Source organism: Archaeoglobaceae archaeon, from assembly GCA_038734275.1.
Classification (GTDB): Archaea; Halobacteriota; Archaeoglobi; order Archaeoglobales; family Archaeoglobaceae; genus WYZ-LMO2.
In genome coordinates this window covers 52,956-70,526 of sequence record JAVYOO010000011.1, presented here as the reverse complement: position 1 = coordinate 70,526, position 17,571 = coordinate 52,956, and the positions used below count along the sequence as shown (strand labels likewise).

Genomic DNA, 17,571 nt, shown 5'->3' with positions numbered 1-17,571 from the left:
ACTTCCAAAGCTCTGGAAGAGATAAGGAAGCACAGAGGCTGGAGCGTGAAGGAGCTGAGTGAAGAACTGCTCCGCCGTAGGAAAGTGCTGGAGTTCATGGTGAGTCATAATATAAGGGATTTTAGAAGTGTATCCAATGTCATTCACACCTACCAGATTAGCCCAGAAAGAGCAATGAAACTGCTCGATATTCAGGAGCTTTGAAGATCTACACAATAGGTCATTCCAACAGAGACTTTGATTCTTTTATTGTTCTATTAATTAAAAACGGGATAGAAGTTATTGTTGATGTCAGAAAAATTCCAAAGTCGAGATTTGCACATTTCAGTGAAGATTATCTGAAAAAAGAGTTGCCAAAGTTAGGAATTGAATACACTCATTTCCCCAAGCTTGGGGGCTTTAGAAAGAAAATTCTAAAAGATTCACCAAACACTGCAATAAAAAGTCAGGGTTTCAGGAACTATGCAGACTTCATGCTTACGAAAGAGTTTGAAGAAGAGATCAAAAAAATCATTGAGCTTGCAAAAAGCAAAACAATTGCATTGATGTGTGCGGAAAGATTTTTCTGGAAGTGTCACAGAAAATTTCTGGCAGATTACCTGAAAATGCGGGGTTTTGAAGTTATTCATATTATTGATGATGATAAAATCATGCTGCATGCGCTCAGCAAAAGTGCTCGGATTGAGGGGGGAGGGTTGATATACGATATCGAGAGATAACAAATTTTGAATACTCCAGAGTTGATAAAATTTTTATTATCACTACCAAAATCCAAATTAAGTGTTTCTTGTAAGCTTAACTCGACCAATCGACATAGAAAAGGGTATAGTGATGAAAAAATTTATATAAGGGTTTGTTACAGAGGGTTATGACCGGAGGAGATCGAAATGGAGTTGCCCCTCGCACCAGTTGAGAGACTTTTGAAAAAAGCCGGAGCAGTTAGGGTAAGTGAAGATGCAAAGTTAGAATTGGCGAAAGCCATTGAAAAATATGCGATGGAAATTGCTAAGAAGGCAAATGAAATTGCAAAAAATGATGGCAGGAGTGAAAGTTGAGGATATAAAAATGGCCGCAAAGGGTTTTAAGTAGATTTTTTTCTTTTTTTACAATTTTGGTAGTATACTAATGGGTGAGGGACATTGCAGTTTGCAACGCAATTTTGATATGTTCGCATGGTATCGCAAGCAGGCGGTGTGTATTCAGAACCTTTTCCCTTCATTCCCGCAATGTGCTCTATCTGATACCTCGATTTCTCCTCATCGAAGTCAGGCGATTTTTTAAAAAGACCAAGAATACTTTCCACATCCATACCAATGTTTAGCAAAAACGATGTTAGTGCAAATCTCGCTGAGTGAGGCACATTCATTCCTTTTTGAAGCTCACTGAGAATTTCAAGCATGCATGGGGGCAAACACTTTAAATCTACTTCTCCAAGATCGAACTCAAATTTTTTCTCCTTTAATGCAATGCCTCGCAGTTCTCTTAAGTGTGGCTCCAGAAAATCGGAATAAAAGTTAACTTTTTCGAAGATGCGAGACCGAAGAAATTCCTCGATTACTCTAACAACTTCCACCTTCGAAGTTTTTACGTATCCTGAAACAAGCTTCCTATTAACCAGCCTCCATTCATCACTTTTAATTCTTGAAGATGCTCTAACATAGCTCGACACATGCGTATCCCAGCCCCTGAGCTTTATGCCCAAATCCAGAGCAACCAATCTGACGATCTCATCCAAATCTTCTCTTAAGGCTAGTGAATACAAATTCGCTTCTTTTACTGCAAATCTCATTCTTACCCAATCTTCAAGATTTGAAACAAGAATCTTGGCACTGATATAACTTAACAGAGATACTTTAGCATTTCTTTTTATTCCCTCATCTGTTCCCAGCCCATATGAAAACTCACAGTTCTCAAAACACTTCATGCAAAGATTGCAGCTCTCGAATTTTCTGATGCTTTTACAATTAAAACATTTTAAATCGCAGCCCAAGCAAATAAGACTTCTTAATGGTTCTTTTTTAGAATGTTCTCCTTTAATGGCATTCAAAATGGACTTCTTTCCCATTTCAATTGCCTCAGGGAATTTTTCAAGTTCTTCTACAATATTTAGACCTCCAAACACTGAAATCGAACTTTTAAGAAAGGGATAGGCTGAAATGATCTGAAAAAGTGGTAAATATTTCATCAACTCTCTACGCGAGGAGCTAAGATGAACTCAACTCGAACCTTACCACCAACGAGCTCAAAAGAGAACCTTCCAGGATAATTCGTGCCCAAGTAAATCGTAAGTAAATCTCCCGCACCTGCAACCTTACAGAATTCCTTTAAATAATCCAAACTGAACATGCTCCTCGCTTCTCCTCCATTAAACTCCACAAGCTCTCCACTGGCCATTGTAAATACCATCCTCTCAACATCACCTTTCGCTTCAATCGTAAAGCTATTTTTATCAGACTTAAGAACTATGTGCTCACTCACTTTTTCTGTAGCTGAAATAGCTTTCTTAAATTCTCCAGCATCAAGCACAATTTTTGCAGGAAGGTTCAGCTCTGGAATTTTTGGTTCTTTTCTAATTGCTGAAGGATCTATCAGCGAAAGGCTATAATCAAGACTGCCTGACTTTATCCGCAAAGTTGCGTCATCTATAAGGGAGAGTTCCACGAGATCTTTGGCACTTATGCTTTTACTGATCTCAAATATTCGGTTCATGTCCACCCCGATCGTCTTTTCAGCATCAATCCTGTAGCTTTCCATACTTTCCTTTGGCACATCCACAATCACCATTGCAACGTTCGAAGGATCTACAGCACGAGAATGAACACCTTTCGATAAGAAGTGCATTCTGCACTCACTCACAAGAACAGTTATAGCCCTCGAAATCGTTTTCAGTATTTCCCCAGACATTATAACCTCTACCATAGCCAAACTTTTTTTGGTCAGTTAATATTTATTTTTTTCTGCAAGAACCATGATTTGAGTTAGCATAAATCCGAAAAAGTCTTATACTTCTTGCTGATAATAATTATCATGGAATTTGATATTTACTTCTGGAAAGATCTCGTCGACAAAATGCTTGCAGGTGTATTCATCGCTGATGATACTTTAAATCATCTATATACAAATGAGATATTTTGCATAGCTACAGGATACTCAAATGACGAACTCAAAAAAATGACCGTTTTCGATTTGGTTTACAAAGATGATACCGAAAAAGTTGAAAAATATATAGAAAGAGTAAGAAAAGGAGAAGTCGTTCTTGATGAGATAAGATACGTCACTAAGGATGGAAGAGTAAGATGGGTTTACGGTTTGTTTAGACCATTTGTGTATAAGGATAGACAATATGCTATAGGGAATTACGTTGATATCACGAAGGCGAAAAGACTTGAAGAAATGCTCAAAGAAAGAGAGGAATTCTATAGGGTACTCGTCGATAAATCTTTCGCCGGAATATGTATTATACAGAAAGGAAAACTCGTATTTTTTAATCAAAGCTTTGCAAGAGGCATGGGATATACCGAAGAGGAAATGAAAAATATTGATGTTTTCCAAGTTATTCATCCCGAAGACCGGGAAAGAGTTTACAACAACTACCTAAAAAGAGAGGCAGGACTTCGAGAAGACGAAAGAGCGGTTTATTGGAAAATTATAAGAAAAGATGGTAAAATCAGATGGATAACCGCAAGAGCAACGAGGATAATGTATAAAGGTGAACCTGCAGTTTATGTAACTACTCTTGACACCACTGACCTCCAAGAAACGAATGAAGAGTTAAGTAGAAAAAATGAGTTTTTGTCTCTTCTTTCGAAAATGCTTAGACACGACATATTGAACGATTTGGCAGTAATTCGAGGAGCAATTGAGGTAAAAGAAGATGCGATGCTCGAAATGGCACTTTCAAGAATTGATAAAATAGTGGAAAAAATTAACGACATAAAGAACCTCGAAGAAGCGATGGGTAAGCTCAGGCCCATGAATGTGGCGGAAGTGATTAGGTGGGCGGTGGATAAATATGCTGAGCAGGCCGTTTTCAAACTGAGCATCCAAGATGTTTTTGTAGAGGCAAACGAGGCCCTGAAATCCGCTATAGAAAACATAATAAATAATGCGATACTCCACAGCCAAGTTAGCCCAGTAGAGATAACTATAAACGTTTTCAAAGAGAGAGACGAATGCATAATCGAAATAGCGGATAACGGAGTCGGAATTCCCAATGAGATAAAAGAGAAAATTTTTGAATCAGGCTATTCGAGAAGGGGAGGAGGTTTGGGGCTATACTTGGTTAAAAAGATCGTTGAGATGTTTGGTGGGAAAGTTAGTGTAAGAGATAACGTCCCAAGGGGAGCTTTATTTGAGATAAGGCTCCCACTGAGACCTCAAATCGAAGTTAAAGAATGAATTTTTTAAGATTTTCTGGGATCTCTTCATCGCCCTCGTAGCCTAAAGCCTTGTCGACCGCATGCCTTGCAATGTAGCCCGCGACATGCAAAAGGGTTTCGTTAAACTCAGGATCCTTTTCCATGCTTGCGGTGCATGGATAGCTGTGATGAGCCTCGCTTACAGCATTCCATAGCTCTCGCGTTGTGTAATCTGTGAAATCAAAGCCTCGAAGCTTCACTCCAATAAACCAGGCACAGCCACAAGGCTGACTTCTTAGAATTCTGACTTTTCCTCTTCCTTCTTCGATTTCGATCTCGAATTCAGGATAACCAATGCCAAATTCTTCAATAAATCTGTCTATGGTCTTCTGTCCACTTTTTCGCATTGAGCAAAAAGGCTTGGGAGCAAGAAATTCCAAGCCAAGAGCTTCACATTTCTCATTCAATTGCTTAGCAAGCCCAAGTGTGCACCATTTGGGCTCCTCAACTGGAACAATGAGTGCGGAAACCTTTCCAGCCAGCTTTTCTGGCAAAGCTGAGAGAACGTCTGGATGTAAATTGATCGCTATTGCTATGTCCGCTTCAGGAATGAACTTTGGTAAAAAATCGTCGGCGTTCTCAATAAAGCTTGGCATTGTTTTTGGATCAACCATTGAAAAGCTCGCAATTATGTTCTTTGAGAAGCTGTAAAGCTTTTCCTTGCAAAGAGTGCATGAATTTATTCCGCAGGCTCCAAAAGAAGGGCAGGAGTTCGAGTAGTTCATAAGATTTGCTATGAATCTCTCACCAAAGAATCCGTAGTGAAAAACAATCAGCCTTAACTCTGACTGAAACATGAAAGACGTTCAGTTAAACTGAAGATTAACTTTGCCCCGAAAGATTTAGGAGCGATCTGACGATGTTCTCCCTCGCCCATTCCTTCTCGCTAACGGTTTCCATTAACAAAGCCTTCTCTGGAGGGTTTGGAAATACCGCATTTACGATTTCTTCAATGCTTTTACCCTCTTTGTAAAGCTCCTCAGCCTTTTCTTTAAGCTCTTCAAGGTAAGCCAAGTAATCCTCAACCGCTTCCCTGGTTGAAAATCCAACACCAGTGTATGCGAAGTCGAAATCGTAGCTAAGCACCCTCTCTATCGATTTAATGGTCTCCAAGAGCCTCTCTTCACGCATGCATACAATTTGCCCCCTTGTAACGACAAGATCACCGCAGAAGAGTTTTCTGTCTATGAGGAAGCTTACATGGTCAAAGCTGTGCCCGGGTGTTTCTATGACTTCGATCTCCTTAAAAGGCATCTCTTCTAAAGGCTCAGCAATCACGGGAGTAGGCTGTCCCCAGACGATCTTTCTATACTGCAAAACCTCTGGCGGATCTCTAAGGATCTCAAGTGACCTTTTTGGAGCAAACACTTTCATAACTTTTTGAAGCTCTATGGCACCACCGCTGTGATCTTCGTGGTAATGTGTGATCATTAAAGCCTTTTTGTCCTTAAACGCCTCAAAAACCTCTTTTGCTGTATGGGGGCATCCAGAATCGAAGAGGAAGTCTTTATAGACATAGAAATATACCCAGTAGAGAACTCTCCCACCGCCAACGTCGGTTCCACATTTCACAACTTTTACACCTTCGTGTTCCGAGGGTATGAGCATATCCTTAGCCTTCAAAAAATGATAAATAATTTTCGAAAATTGCGAGACAGTTTTTTAAATACAAGATCCACCATATTTCATGATTCTGATCGAAAATGCAAAAGTGCTACGCAATGATAAGCTGATCTCCGCAAATATTCTGATCGAAGAAAACAAGATCGCAGCAATAGGAGATGTGAAAAATAAAAGCGATTACGTGATCGATGGAAGGGGACTTGCAGTGATCCCGGGGCTTTTTAATTCACACACCCATGCGGCGATGACTCTATTCAGGGGCTACGCTGACGACATGCCGTTGCAAGAGTGGCTTGAAAAGAAGATCTGGCCTGCTGAAGCAAAGCTGAATGAAGAAGTTGTTTACTGGGCTTCAAAGCTTGCATGCATTGAAATGCTGAAAAGTGGAACAACTTTTTTCCTTGACATGTATTTCTTCCCCCAAGCGACCGCAAGGGCGGTTGAAGAGACTGGAATTAGGGCATGCCTCTCTTCAGCCTTCTTTGATTTCTTTAGCAAGGATCTGCTCGAGGTTAATCTAAAAAGAGTCGAAAAGGAGCTTAAGGAGCTCAAGAACTTCAGAGTTCTAAGAGCTATAGCCCCGCATGCGGTTTACACGGTAAGCCTTGAAGGTTTGCAAAGGGCAATGGAAATTGCTGAGCGAGAGAACATATTTGTGCACTTCCACCTTGCAGAAACCGAGAAAGAAGTCTTGGAGTTCAAGAAAAAGCATGGAAAGGGAATTGTAAAGGCATTGGACGAAATTGGATTCCTTAGCCCGAGGCTAATTTCAGCACACTGCGTCTGGCTTGAAGGAAGCGAGATCGAGCTAATGGCGAAGCGTGGAGTTAATGCGGTGCACTGCCCTGCGAGCAACATGAAGCTTAGTGTGGGCAAAGCTTTGAATTATCCTGAAATGAAAAAAGCTGGGCTAAACGTGCTTCTTGGCACAGATGGGGCGGCGAGCAACAACTCCCTTGACATTCTTAGGGAAATGAAGTTCTCCGCTTTGCTTCAAAAATTTTATTACGGAGCGGACTCATTTAAGGCGGTAGATGCCTTTAGAATTGCCACAGAAAATGCTTCGAAGGCTTTTGGAATAAAAGCAGGCAAATTAGAGGTTGGCTGGCTTGCAGATCTTGTGCTGATCGATCTCAGCAAGGTTTCAATGACTCCATGCCACGACTTAGTAGCAAACCTTGTTTACTCTGCTTCAAGCGAATGCGTTGACACGGTGATCTTGGATGGAAAAATAGTTGTGGAGAATGGCTATTTCGAAGGCGAGGAGAAAATTCTGGAGAGATTCTCAAAGACTGCTGAGAAATTCTTCGCTGGATTGGTTTAGAACATAAGATCTTCTTTTTTCGTCCCATTCAAGCCCTATGAGTTTTTTCATTAGCTCTTCGGAGACTACGTATAGCTTCTGCTCTCTGCAAACATCGTAGAAATCCGACAGGCGAAGGTTAAGCCAGTCAAATTCTTTAAATGTGCTCTTCGAAACAACTCTGATCGTTTTATCTCCAACTCGCACTCTAAGGCTTTTCTTCGGCAACTCCTTTCTGAGTCTCCATTTTGCCACAGTTATCGGCTGAACACTCCTTATTGCGGTTTCAACGTCAAAGCCTTCAAGCACAACCTTCAAAACGATCTCTGCGATATGGTTAATCCTGTCAGGCACACCTACTATGTCGCCTCTTAGCTCAATTCTTCTCCGATCGCATTTTATTCCCGCTCTTTCGAGCTCTTCTCCAATCAATGCAGTAAGATCTCTGTTCTCAGCCTTGTCAACAATACCGCCAATAACGTAGCAATCTGCTTTTTTCTGATCAAACAGTTTATCTCCTTTTGGATCGAGCAGAACAACCTCTTGGATCCCTTTGCTCAGCAAGAAATCTTCAAGTCTTTCGCAGTAAACCCCAACGCCAAAGTCTTTACCAGCAACTATTAGCTTTTCATCCCACATAATTTCCCTCACAACTCCCAGAGTCTGAACTACCTGTAAGCCGATTTTTCTCTTTTCTTTCTCCGAATGAAGATCGTAAAATCTACAATCGATGGCAATAAATGGGAAATTAGCTTCTCTAATTAAATCTTCTTTTGAAAAGAGAATTTGACCGTTTTTTCCTACATAAGCTTCTGGTGGTTGGTGCTGGATTTTTCCATCTAATGTAAATGAATGGTGTAACCCTCCATCCCCTTTAAAAACCCTCGCCTTTCCATTTGCTACAGCAAGTGCCATTGCTCTTATGGGATCTTTTGATTTCGAAATTTCCTTTATGGTAGTCCCGATTTTTTCAACTCCAAAGTCTGAGAGCTTTTTTATGAAAAGATCTCGAAGTCGCACAGAGAACTCTGAAAACTATTAAGTAAATAAATTTAAGCACAACTCAGTTCGAGATCATGTTTTAAACTTCACTAAAAATAAAAAATAAAAATTCAAAATAGCGTCTTCAGAGTTTAAATTTTCCATTGTTGAATTTATGGCCATTGTTGTCTGCGAGAAGTTATTGTAAATTGCCTGTGACAGGTCCCAAATGCAATCCAAGGTTTATTGAGGTTGTAACAAAAGAAAACAGCAAAGACATTGCCACTCCTGCCACATTCATTAAGCCGAACATAGATGAGAGCAGGGCCATGAGAACCTGCGAAGCACAAAGTATCATTGAAAACGCTAAGAGTCCAAAAGAGAGTGCTGGTATCAACACTGCCAATGGAATCACTGCTATGCTCAGCATTAATATGGGTATTGTGAGTAGTAGAATTATTATCGTCATAGCTCTCTTTCCAAAATAATTTATTATTTTCAATAAAAAATAAAAATAAAATGAACAAAAATAGAGTTGGATTTCATCTTGAAAGAAATAGATAAACTTCAAAAAGTTTAACTCTTTCCTCAGCATTCTATAATTGTGAACTATAACGAAATCGTTGCGAGAATCGACGGGATGAGCTGTGCAATGTGTGCAAAAACAATCGAAGAAACTCTAAAAAGATTGCCCGGAGTAATTGATGTGAGCGTTAACTTGGCAACAGAAAAAGCACGGATCGTTTTTGATCCCTCAAAGATTGGAATTGAAGATCTAAGAAATGAGATCGAAAAAATTGGCTACAAATTCATTGGAGTTGAAGAGACAACTGAAGATGAAAAAGAGCAATTAAGAAATGCTAAGAAAAATCTGGCCATAGCGTGGATCTCGGGAGTCTTTCTTTTTGTCTCCAAGGATCTTTTAGCTCTCGAAATCCAATTAGCAATTGCAAGCTTTGCAATAGCTTATGCTGGCAGAGAGATCTTCAAGAAGGCATTTGGCTCTATTAGGCGAGGAATGCTCACAATGGAGGTTATGTATGCGATCGGAATAAGCTCAGCCTACATTTCGAGTATATTGGCAACACTAAGGCTAATTCCGAGGGATTTCAACTTCTACCCAGAGAGTGTAATCCTTATGAGCTTTCTACTCCTTGGTAAATACTTGGAAGCAAGGGCAAAGAGTAGAACGGGAGAGGCAATTAAAAAACTTTTAGCAATTCAGGCAAAGGAAGCAACAGTCATAAGAAATGGCGAAGAGCTAAAGATACCAGTTTCCGATTTGAGCATTGGGGAAGTAGTTATCGTTAAACCGGGCGAAAGGATTCCTGTAGATGGAATTGTGGTTGGAGGAGAGAGCTATGTGGATGAATCGATGATCACGGGCGAGCCATTGCCAGTTTTCAAAAGAGCGGGAGACAGAGTTGTAGGTGGGACTGTCAACCAGAATTCAATACTCAAAATAAAGGCTGAAAAGGTCGGAGAAGAGAGCTTGCTTTCGCAGATCATAAGAATCACGGAGCTTGCTCAAAGCTCAAAGCCAGAAGTGCAGAGAATTGCAGACAGAGTTGTAGTTTACTTCATACCCGCTGTGTTGTCAATCGCAATCATTTGCTCCCTTTACTGGCTCTTGGCAGAGGGTTCACTTTTTGCTTTCACAACTCTGCTGAGCGTTATTGTGATAGCCTGTCCATGTGCCTTTGGCTTGGCAATTCCAACAGCTATAACGGTTGGACTTGGAAAAGGAGCGGAGAAAGGAATTTTAATAAGAAATGCGGAGGCTATTGAAGAAGCTACAAAAAGCAGAGTAATTTTGTTTGATAAAACTGGCACGCTGACTAAGGGAAAGCCAGAACTTGTGAAAGTCCTTAGCTATGGGCTGTCAGAAGAAGAATTGCTAAAACTTGCGGTCTCAGCGGAGAAGTTCTCAGATCATCCCATTGCGAGAGCAATAATGGATAAGGCTAAAGAATTAGGAATTGAACCATTGGAGCCAGAAGAATTCACAGTTTTTGCTGGAAAAGGCGTTTTAGCTAAAATTGATGGAAAAGAGGTTATTCTGGGAAATTCAGAATTTCTTAAAGAGAAGGGGATTAATGCAGAAGGAGATGGAGTATTTCTAGCAGTTGAAGGCAAAATTGCGGGGCAATTTGTGATAAAAGATGAATTAAAGGAGAACAGCGTTAAGGCGATTGCAGAACTTAAGAGAATGGGATTTAAGGTTGGAATCGTAAGTGGAGATCGAAAAAGCGTTGCTGAGGAGATTGGGAAAACTCTTGCGGTTGACTTCATTTTTGCAGAGGTTCTACCGACCGAGAAGTTTAAAGTCGTTAAGGATTTTCAGGAAAGGGGAAATGCAGTGATTTTTGTTGGAGATGGTATAAACGATGCTCCCGCATTGGCTCAAGCAAACGTTGGAATTGCAATCGGAAAAGCTGAAGACATAGCTGTTGAGGCTGGAGACATTGCTTTGCTAAAAGATGATCCGACAGAAGTCGTGAAGGCGATAAAGTTGTGCAGGAAAATTATGGCGAAGATCAGACAAAACCTCTTTTGGGCGGTTTTTTACAATGCAATACTTATTCCGTTTGCGGGTGGGCTTTCATTCCTTCTCTTCAGCATTCCTTTCCGTCCAGAGTGGTCTGCGGGAGCCATGGCTATGAGTAGCTTTAGCGTTGTAATGAATTCATTGTCTCTAAGAAGAGAACAGATATAGGTGAATTTTTTAAACCTCATGATTTCTTTTGCACATGGACGTGGTCATAGGACTTGAAGTTCACGCTCAGCTGAACAAACTTAAGAGCAAACTCTTCTGTTCATGTCCTACTGATTACCATAAAAGCCCCCCAAATACCCACGTATGTCCAGTCTGCCTTGGAATGCCTGGTGCGATGCCTGTTATAAATAGAGAAGCTATAAAGGCAGCGATAAAGGTTGCCCTAGCTTTAAACGCGAAGATTCAGCCAATGACCGTATTTGACAGAAAGAACTACTTCTACCCTGACTTGCCCAAAAACTTCCAGATAAGCCAATACGATCGACCTTTAGCTCTTGGAGGCTACGTTTCTATCGAATCCGACGGCGGTGAAAAGAAGATTTTACTTAGAAGAATTCACATCGAAGAAGATCCTGGAAAGCTCAGTTACAAAGGTTCGATTACCACTGCAACTTATTCCATGATCGACTACAACAGAAGCGGGATGCCACTGCTTGAGATAGTTACAGAACCAGTAATTGGCTCACCAAAAGAGGCAAGGATATTTCTAAACAAGCTAAGAATGATCCTTGAGTATCTTGACGTATTTGATGGCGAATTAGAGGGGGCAATGAGAGTTGATGCAAACATCTCGATTGCTGGTGGAAGCAGAGTTGAAGTTAAGAACATATCTTCCTTTAAGGGAGTTGAAAAAGCTCTGAATTACGAGATTTTGAGGCAAAAGAATCTGCTCAAGCGGGGCAAATCGGTTGTTAGAGAAACAAGGCATTTTGACGAGGCTCAAGAAATAACCGTATCGCTACGCAGTAAGGAGGAGGAGCAGGACTATCGTTATTTCCCGGAGCCAGATTTGCCTGTAGTTTTTACCTCAGAGCTGATTAAGGAAGTCGAAGGCACACTTCCAGAAATGCCTGAGGAGAAAAGGGAGAGGCTAAAGAAGCAATACGGTATAACTGATAACTATGCCAAGGTTTTAATTCTCGACTTGAAGATGGCGGATTACTTTGAAAAAGTTGCTAAGCTAATTGAGCCAAAAGTGGCGGTAACATGGGTTGTTGACATTCTGAGAGGGGAGTTAAACTACAGGGACTGGAGTTTCTACGAATGCTTTGAAAAATTAAAGCCTGAGGAATTCGCCAAATTGCTGAAGTTCTTTTTAGAAGAAAGAATTACTGAAAAAGGTGTCGTGGAGGTAATACGAACAAAGCTCGACAAAGGAGGGGAAATCGAAAATATCATAGCGGAAAAAGGACTATTTGCAATTCCAAAGTCTGAGATCGAGAAGTTCTGCAGAGAAGCGATTCAGGAAAACCCGAAAGCAGTTCAGGATTATCTTGGTGGAAAGAAGCAGGCTTTGAATTTCCTTGTTGGGCAGGTTATGAAGAAGACCCGCGGAAGGGCGGATCCAGAAGAGACTGCAAAGATAATCGCAAAGATGCTCGAATGAAGCTCGCAGTGATTGTTCCAGTTTCACCCTTTGAAGAGCCAAAAGTTGTTGAAGAAAGCATAAGACATGTAAAAAGTCTTGGAGTGGATAAAATTGTTTATGTGATTGATAAAAATGGTGAGAACGATAAAAGAGTTGAAATCGCAAAAAGCATGGGTGTAGAAGTATTAGAAAGAACAGGAAGGAGAGGGAAAAGGGCGGGAGCTATAAACGATGCAGTTCGTTATCTCAGTGATTTTAATCCAGAATTTGTTCTAATAATGGATGTTGATACCAGAATTGACAAAGAAACCATTCAGAACTGCATTTCTGAGCTTTTAAAGAATAAAAATGCCTACATCGCTTCTGCAAGACGCTATATCTACAACGCAAAAAACCTCGTTTCTGAGACAATTGAGGCAGAGTATCGGCTAATAAACTTCCTGCTCTCCAAAAGTGCCTTCAAGCAGTTTAACGGAATGATTGGTGTGCTAAGATATGAAATGCTTCGTGAGGGTCTGAACGAGAAGGCGATGGCTGAGGATGCGGACTTCGCAACGAGAATGCATGCAAAGGGATTTAAAGCTATACTTGTGCAGGGCAGGGTTTTTGAGCAGGCTCCAATGAGCTGGAAAGATTTCTTCAGCCAGCGAAGGAGATGGTATTTCGGAGGGTTGCAGCTTTGGAGATACAGGAAAGAAATGAAAAAAGCGGAGCGAATGGTAAAAATTTCGTGGTTCTGCGCCCTTACGCTTACTTATGTTCCAATAATATTCCTGCCAATCATGCCCATTTCGATTCCAGCGCTATTAGCCTATTATCGCAAAATCTCAAAAATAAAAGTTTTCTTGGGTCTTGTAATCTACGCAATTGTCCTTCAGGCTTCGGCAATTTCCGCTTTTTTAGATTATATACTCAAAAAGGAGGCTGAATGGAATGCGATTAAAAGAGCTTAGCCTGTTAATGTTGCTCATTATCCCAGTTCAGGGATTAGAAGTGGTTGTTATTTTAAAAAATTACGATGGAGATGCCAATTTGAGAATTTTCAATGAAAGTGGGCTCTTTGCTGAAAAAACTGTCAAATCTGGAGAAATACTCACCTTACCCGAAGGAAACTATACCTTCGAGTTAAACGCACTGAACAAGACCTTCATTAAAAGGCTCGCTTTAAAGAGTAACGAGACGCTTGAGTTCAACCTTGGATTTACCAATTCAACCCAGAACCTGAATGTAATGCTCCACACAATAATTAATCAGAATGGAAGTGTTGACGAAATCATTGTTGTGTCTAATAGAGGAGATTTGAATTTTGAAGGAGATCTGGAAGTTCAGATGCCAGCCTTTAGCAATTTGCAGGTAATAGCAACGAATCTCGACTTCTTATCTCTCGATATTTCAAGTAGTTCAATTACTTTTAGGTCACTACTGGTGCCAGAAAACGGATCCGGAAGCATAAGAATTGCATACACCCTCGCTTCAGAGGAGATAGAAAGAAACTTGACAGCTGAAAGAGTGATGATCATACCACTTGCGGAAATTATCGAATACAGAAATTTGAGCTACAATATCAGAGAGTTTGATAGAGAAGCCAGCGTAATTCTTGAAGGGAGTGGAAGCTACTATCTAAAGCTAAAATTTGCTGAATACTCAGAATCTCCAATTGCTTTGATTTCTATCTTTCTGATTTCGGCTTCTCTCTTTTTCATATTTTTCGAACGAAGAGGTCGATGGAAGGGGTAAATTTATAAGATCTTAGCCGTAGGAATTGCATCGAAAACTTTGACAGGCTTCTTGACAAACTCAGGATAAAGGAGATAGGTGAAGAAGACAGAAAGATCTATGCAGAAGTTCTTGACACAAGAACCCTCAAGGTTCTTTATAAGCTATCAACGAAGTTCATAAAAGCGATGGGAGGTGTTGTGAGCACGGGCAAAGAAGCAAATGTTTTCTATGCAGATGGAATATTCGAGGGCAAAGTTGTGCCGATGGCTGTAAAGATTTACCGAATTGAAACGAGCTCATTTGACAAAATGGACGAATACATTTTTGGTGACCGAAGATTCGATTACAGAGTTGCTCCGAAGGATAAAATTTACCTTTGGACAGAAAAAGAATTCAGAAATCTTGAAAGAGCTTTTGAGAGCGGTGTTCGTGTTCCAAGACCCTATGCTTTTCTTAAAAATGTTATTTTAATGGAATTCATTGGACAAAATGAGATTCCTGCCCCAACTCTTGCTGAAATAGGCAAAGAACTGGCTGAACTCGACGTAGATGGTATATTCGATGAAATTATGGAAAACCTGAAAAAGCTTTATCAGGTTGCAGAACTCGTGCATGCTGATCTCAGCGAATACAACATAATGCTACTCGAAGAGCCTGTGATAATTGACATGGGTCAAGCTGTTTTGATAGACCACCCAAAAGCAAATGAATTTTTAAGAAGAGACATTAGAAACCTCGTTAGATTTTTCCGCAAGTTTGGAGTGAAAGTGGATGAGGATCAGGTATACGCGGAAGTTGTAGGTGAAAGAAATGAGACTCGAGATTGAAGTTCCAGAAGATAGGGTTGGGGTAATTCTGGGAAAAGAAGGGGAGAATAAGAAGAAAATTGAAGAGAAGTGCGGATGCAAAATTTCAGTGGTAAAAAATGTTGTGATAGTTGACTGTCCGGACAGTTTAAGTCTGATGAAGGTGAAAAACGTTATAACAGCAATTTCGAGAGGTTTTAGTCCAGAAATAAGCCTGAAGCTCCTCGAAAATGAAGACCTAATATTCGAATCTATCGATCTATCCCAGCTAATCCCAGAAAAAGCTATGCAGAGAATTTTGGGCAGAATTATAGGAAAAGAAGGCACTATGAAAAAACAAATTGAAGACATGCTAAATGTGAATCTTAGCATTTACAACAACTTTGTTTCGATTATTGGGGACTTTGAAAATGTTACTATTGCAAGAGAAGCAATAAACATGCTTATAAACGGTGCTCAGCACTCTACAGTCTTGAAATTCATCGAAAGGAAGCGAAGAGACTTCAAATTAGGATTCTAACATGAGTTGGCTCATAATCACCGAAAAGCAGAACGCTGCAGAAAGAATAGCCAAAATACTTTTTAAAGATGTAAAAACTTTAAAGAAGGGCAAAATTTCTTATTATCACTCCCCTTCAGGAGATGCATATGTTATTGGGCTCAAAGGGCATATTTTAGAGCTTGATTTTCCCAAGAAATTCAGAAGCTGGACAAAGACAAAGCTTTTAGATTTAATTAATGCAGATTTTATAAAAGAAGAAAAAGAAAAAGAGATAATCTCCTTGCTGAAAGAACTTGCGAAAAAAGCAGAGCGTGTGACAATTGCCACAGATTTCGATCGAGAAGGAGAACTTATAGGGGTTGAGGCGCTCGAGATAATAGCAAGAGATGATTTAAAAGTTGATAGAGCTAGATTTAGTGCCATCACAAAGGAGGAGATACTAAAGGCCTTCAATTCTCCAGCAAAGGTTGACTTCAATCTCGCAAACTCAGCACTCGCAAGACAAAAGATTGACCTAATATGGGGAGCTGTTCTTACGAGATTTATTTCTTTGAGCTCTGGTAGGCTTGGAAAGGATTTTCTAAGTGTTGGTAGAGTGCAAACTCCGACTTTAAGGCTAATAATTGAAAGAGAGAAAGAGATTGAGAATTTCAAGCCTAAAAAATACTATGAGATTTTTATAGATCTTAAAAATTTCTTAGCAAAGCATCCTGAAAGATATAAGGACATTAATGAGGCAAAAAAAGTCCTATCGAAAGTTGGAGAGAATGCGATAGTCAAGAATTTCAAATCAATTACTCGAGCAGAGGCAAAGCCGATACCCTTCAACACAACAGAATTTCTCCGGGTTGCATCCAATTTCATACCACCTCATATGGCAATGAGCATTGCTGAGAATTTATACATAAATGGCTATATCAGCTATCCAAGAACGGATAACACTGTCTACCCAGCGTCTCTAAACCTTTTGGAAATAGCAAAAGCTTTTTTAAATAGTGATTTTGCTAAGGAAGCAAAAATTGTCCTTAGTCAAAAAGAAATAGTCCCTTCAAGAGGGAAAAAAGAGACAACGGACCATCCACCAATTTATCCCACTGCAGTTGCTAAACGCAATGAACTCAGTGCAAATGAATGGAAAATATACGAGCTTATAGTCAGAAGATTCCTTGCTACACTTGCCGAAAATGCTATCTGGGAAATAAGAAGTGTTGAACTTGATAGTAACGGTGTTAGATTTATTGCTGGAGGAAGAGAGCTCATCAAACCCGGATGGAGAGAGATATACAATTATTCAAAGGCTGAAGAGATTCGACTTCCGGTGCTAAGAGTTGGTGAAACCATCCGGATCATGAATAAAAAAATTCAAGAAAAAGAGACCAAACCTCCACCAAGGTTCAGCCCTTCAACGCTAATAAAACTTATGGAAAAGCTAAATCTTGGGACTAAGTCCACAAGACATGAGATAATTAAAAAACTGCTTAGCAGGGGATATATAGACGGAAATCCATATCGTCCAACCCAGATAGCATTTTCTGTTATCGATGTTCTCAAGGATAAAGCAGAAACCATAACGCTTCCTGAAATGACTGCAAAACTTGAAGATGAGATGGACAAGATTGCAGAGGGAACTAAAAGTGAGTCAGAAGTCGTCTCAGAGTCAAGAAAAATGCTCCTTGAAATTCTGAAAAATATTCATGAAGACAATGTAGCCACTAAGCTCAAAGAAGGATTAAAAAAGGATAAAATAATCGGAAAGTGTCCAAATTGCGGAAAAGAGATATTAATAAGAAAATCAAGAGCTGGAAAAAGATTCATAGGCTGTTCAGGATATCCAGACTGCAAATTTAGTCTTCCACTTCCACAGAAGGGTTCGATTTATGTAACAGCAAAAACATGCAAAGATCACGACATTAGGATTCTCAAAATTCGAAGCAAGAAATCCTGGATTTTTTGCCCACTTTGCAACTACAATGAGTTTGAAAAATCCAAAAGTTCAAAGGAGTGTTAAGAACTTTTAATGAAATCAGAAATAATAAACAAAAATTTGGTAAAACTTGCCCCAACCCTTTTTGAG

General features: G+C 40.0%; 17 protein-coding genes and 1 pseudogene. 13 read left to right on the top strand and 5 right to left on the bottom strand.

The annotated features are described in order from the left end of the window. The 3 genes and pseudogenes from QXI54_09695 to QXI54_09685 form a co-directional block, all read left to right on the top strand. Positions 1–204, top strand: a 204-nt coding sequence (locus tag QXI54_09695; protein MEM0303423.1) for a secretion system protein E, incomplete at its 5' end; no start/stop codon positions are given. Continuing rightward, positions 201–719, top strand: coding sequence for a DUF488 domain-containing protein (locus tag QXI54_09690; protein MEM0303422.1), 519 nt, complete (start codon positions 201–203; stop codon positions 717–719). The genes QXI54_09695 and QXI54_09690, both read left to right, overlap by 4 nt. Positions 720–887: 168 nt before the next feature. Beyond that, positions 888–1,089, top strand: a pseudogene (locus QXI54_09685) (NFYB/HAP3 family transcription factor subunit). Here the strand turns inward: QXI54_09685 and priL are convergent. Both priL and QXI54_09675 read right to left on the bottom strand, forming a co-directional pair. After that, complete coding sequence (gene priL / locus QXI54_09680; protein ID MEM0303421.1) at positions 1,082–2,185, bottom strand: DNA primase regulatory subunit PriL; 1,104 nt, start codon at positions 2,183–2,185, stop codon at positions 1,082–1,084. The pseudogene QXI54_09685 and the gene priL sit on opposite strands and share 8 nt — an antisense overlap. After that, positions 2,185–2,919 carry a DNA polymerase sliding clamp gene (locus QXI54_09675; GenBank protein ID MEM0303420.1) on the bottom strand — a complete coding sequence of 245 codons (735 nt, stop codon included), beginning with the start codon at positions 2,917–2,919 and terminating at the stop codon, positions 2,185–2,187. Before QXI54_09675 ends, priL begins: the two co-directional genes overlap by 1 nt. 108 nt (positions 2,920–3,027) lie before the next feature. Between QXI54_09675 and QXI54_09670 the strand changes: the two genes are divergently transcribed. Beyond that, positions 3,028–4,398 (top strand): PAS domain-containing sensor histidine kinase, encoded by a 1,371-nt coding sequence (locus QXI54_09670; protein MEM0303419.1) that lies wholly within the window; start codon positions 3,028–3,030, stop codon positions 4,396–4,398. Here the strand turns inward: QXI54_09670 and QXI54_09665 are convergent. Together QXI54_09665 and QXI54_09660 are read right to left on the bottom strand one after the other, a co-directional pair. Further along, positions 4,388–5,215: a DUF166 domain-containing protein gene (locus QXI54_09665; GenBank protein MEM0303418.1), complete on the bottom strand. Its 828-nt coding sequence runs from the start codon at positions 5,213–5,215 to the stop codon at positions 4,388–4,390. The genes QXI54_09670 and QXI54_09665 overlap by 11 nt on opposite strands. A 25-nt stretch (positions 5,216–5,240) precedes the next feature. Next, a complete protein-coding gene (locus tag QXI54_09660; protein MEM0303417.1) occupies positions 5,241–6,026 on the bottom strand; it encodes an MBL fold metallo-hydrolase in 786 nt (261 codons plus the stop codon). Between the two features lie 79 nt (positions 6,027–6,105). On the opposite strand from QXI54_09660, the gene QXI54_09655 reads away from it, so the two are divergent. Then, complete coding sequence (locus QXI54_09655) at positions 6,106–7,365, top strand: amidohydrolase (protein MEM0303416.1); 1,260 nt, start codon at positions 6,106–6,108, stop codon at positions 7,363–7,365. Here the strand turns inward: QXI54_09655 and QXI54_09650 are convergent. Then, positions 7,327–8,364 (bottom strand): tRNA (guanine-N1)-methyltransferase, encoded by a 1,038-nt coding sequence (locus tag QXI54_09650; protein ID MEM0303415.1) that lies wholly within the window; start codon positions 8,362–8,364, stop codon positions 7,327–7,329. The genes QXI54_09655 and QXI54_09650 overlap by 39 nt on opposite strands. 170 nt (positions 8,365–8,534) lie before the next feature. Between QXI54_09650 and QXI54_09645 the strand changes: the two genes are divergently transcribed. The 8 genes from QXI54_09645 to QXI54_09610 all read left to right on the top strand — a co-directional run bounded on the left by QXI54_09645 (position 8,535) and on the right by QXI54_09610 (position 17,505). Further along, a complete protein-coding gene (locus tag QXI54_09645; protein MEM0303414.1) occupies positions 8,535–8,813 on the top strand; it encodes a hypothetical protein in 279 nt (92 codons plus the stop codon). A 116-nt stretch (positions 8,814–8,929) separates the two neighbouring features. Then, entirely contained in the window at positions 8,930–11,041 is a 2,112-nt protein-coding gene (locus QXI54_09640; GenBank protein ID MEM0303413.1) for a heavy metal translocating P-type ATPase, read from the top strand. 34 nt (positions 11,042–11,075) lie between these two features. Continuing rightward, on the top strand, positions 11,076–12,488 hold the full coding sequence (gatB, locus tag QXI54_09635; GenBank protein ID MEM0303412.1) for an Asp-tRNA(Asn)/Glu-tRNA(Gln) amidotransferase subunit GatB: 1,413 nt from the start codon (positions 11,076–11,078) through the stop codon (positions 12,486–12,488). After that, positions 12,485–13,423 (top strand): glycosyltransferase family 2 protein, encoded by a 939-nt coding sequence (locus QXI54_09630; GenBank protein MEM0303411.1) that lies wholly within the window; start codon positions 12,485–12,487, stop codon positions 13,421–13,423. Before gatB ends, QXI54_09630 begins: the two co-directional genes overlap by 4 nt. Further along, a complete protein-coding gene (locus QXI54_09625) occupies positions 13,404–14,207 on the top strand; it encodes a hypothetical protein (GenBank protein ID MEM0303410.1) in 804 nt (267 codons plus the stop codon). The genes QXI54_09630 and QXI54_09625 overlap by 20 nt, the downstream gene beginning before the upstream one ends. A 167-nt stretch (positions 14,208–14,374) precedes the next feature. Continuing rightward, complete coding sequence (locus QXI54_09620) at positions 14,375–15,016, top strand: serine protein kinase RIO (GenBank protein ID MEM0303409.1); 642 nt, start codon at positions 14,375–14,377, stop codon at positions 15,014–15,016. Next, positions 15,000–15,515, top strand: coding sequence for a KH domain-containing protein (locus tag QXI54_09615; GenBank protein MEM0303408.1), 516 nt, complete (start codon positions 15,000–15,002; stop codon positions 15,513–15,515). The genes QXI54_09620 and QXI54_09615 overlap by 17 nt, the downstream gene beginning before the upstream one ends. A 1-nt stretch (position 15,516) precedes the next feature. After that, on the top strand, positions 15,517–17,505 hold the full coding sequence (locus tag QXI54_09610) for a DNA topoisomerase I (GenBank protein MEM0303407.1): 1,989 nt from the start codon (positions 15,517–15,519) through the stop codon (positions 17,503–17,505). Positions 17,506–17,571 lie beyond the last annotated feature (66 nt).

Bases quoted from the DNA above. Each gene is read 5' to 3' on its own strand.
- QXI54_09655 (MEM0303416.1), top strand. From the start codon at position 6,106: ATGATTCTGATCGAAAATGCAAAAGTGCTACGCAATGATAAGCTGATC.
- QXI54_09630 (MEM0303411.1), top strand. From the start codon at position 12,485: ATGAAGCTCGCAGTGATTGTTCCAGTTTCACCCTTTGAAGAGCCAAAA.
- QXI54_09620 (MEM0303409.1), top strand. From the start codon at position 14,375: ATGGGAGGTGTTGTGAGCACGGGCAAAGAAGCAAATGTTTTCTATGCA.
- priL (MEM0303421.1), bottom strand. From the start codon at position 2,185: ATGAAATATTTACCACTTTTTCAGATCATTTCAGCCTATCCCTTTCTT.
- gatB (MEM0303412.1), top strand. From the start codon at position 11,076: ATGGACGTGGTCATAGGACTTGAAGTTCACGCTCAGCTGAACAAACTT.
- QXI54_09610 (MEM0303407.1), top strand. From the start codon at position 15,517: ATGAGTTGGCTCATAATCACCGAAAAGCAGAACGCTGCAGAAAGAATA.
- QXI54_09675 (MEM0303420.1), bottom strand. From the start codon at position 2,919: ATGGTAGAGGTTATAATGTCTGGGGAAATACTGAAAACGATTTCGAGG.
- QXI54_09665 (MEM0303418.1), bottom strand. From the start codon at position 5,215: ATGTTTCAGTCAGAGTTAAGGCTGATTGTTTTTCACTACGGATTCTTT.
- QXI54_09625 (MEM0303410.1), top strand. From the start codon at position 13,404: ATGCGATTAAAAGAGCTTAGCCTGTTAATGTTGCTCATTATCCCAGTT.
- QXI54_09670 (MEM0303419.1), top strand. From the start codon at position 3,028: ATGGAATTTGATATTTACTTCTGGAAAGATCTCGTCGACAAAATGCTT.
- QXI54_09660 (MEM0303417.1), bottom strand. From the start codon at position 6,026: ATGCTCATACCCTCGGAACACGAAGGTGTAAAAGTTGTGAAATGTGGA.
- QXI54_09615 (MEM0303408.1), top strand. From the start codon at position 15,000: ATGAGACTCGAGATTGAAGTTCCAGAAGATAGGGTTGGGGTAATTCTG.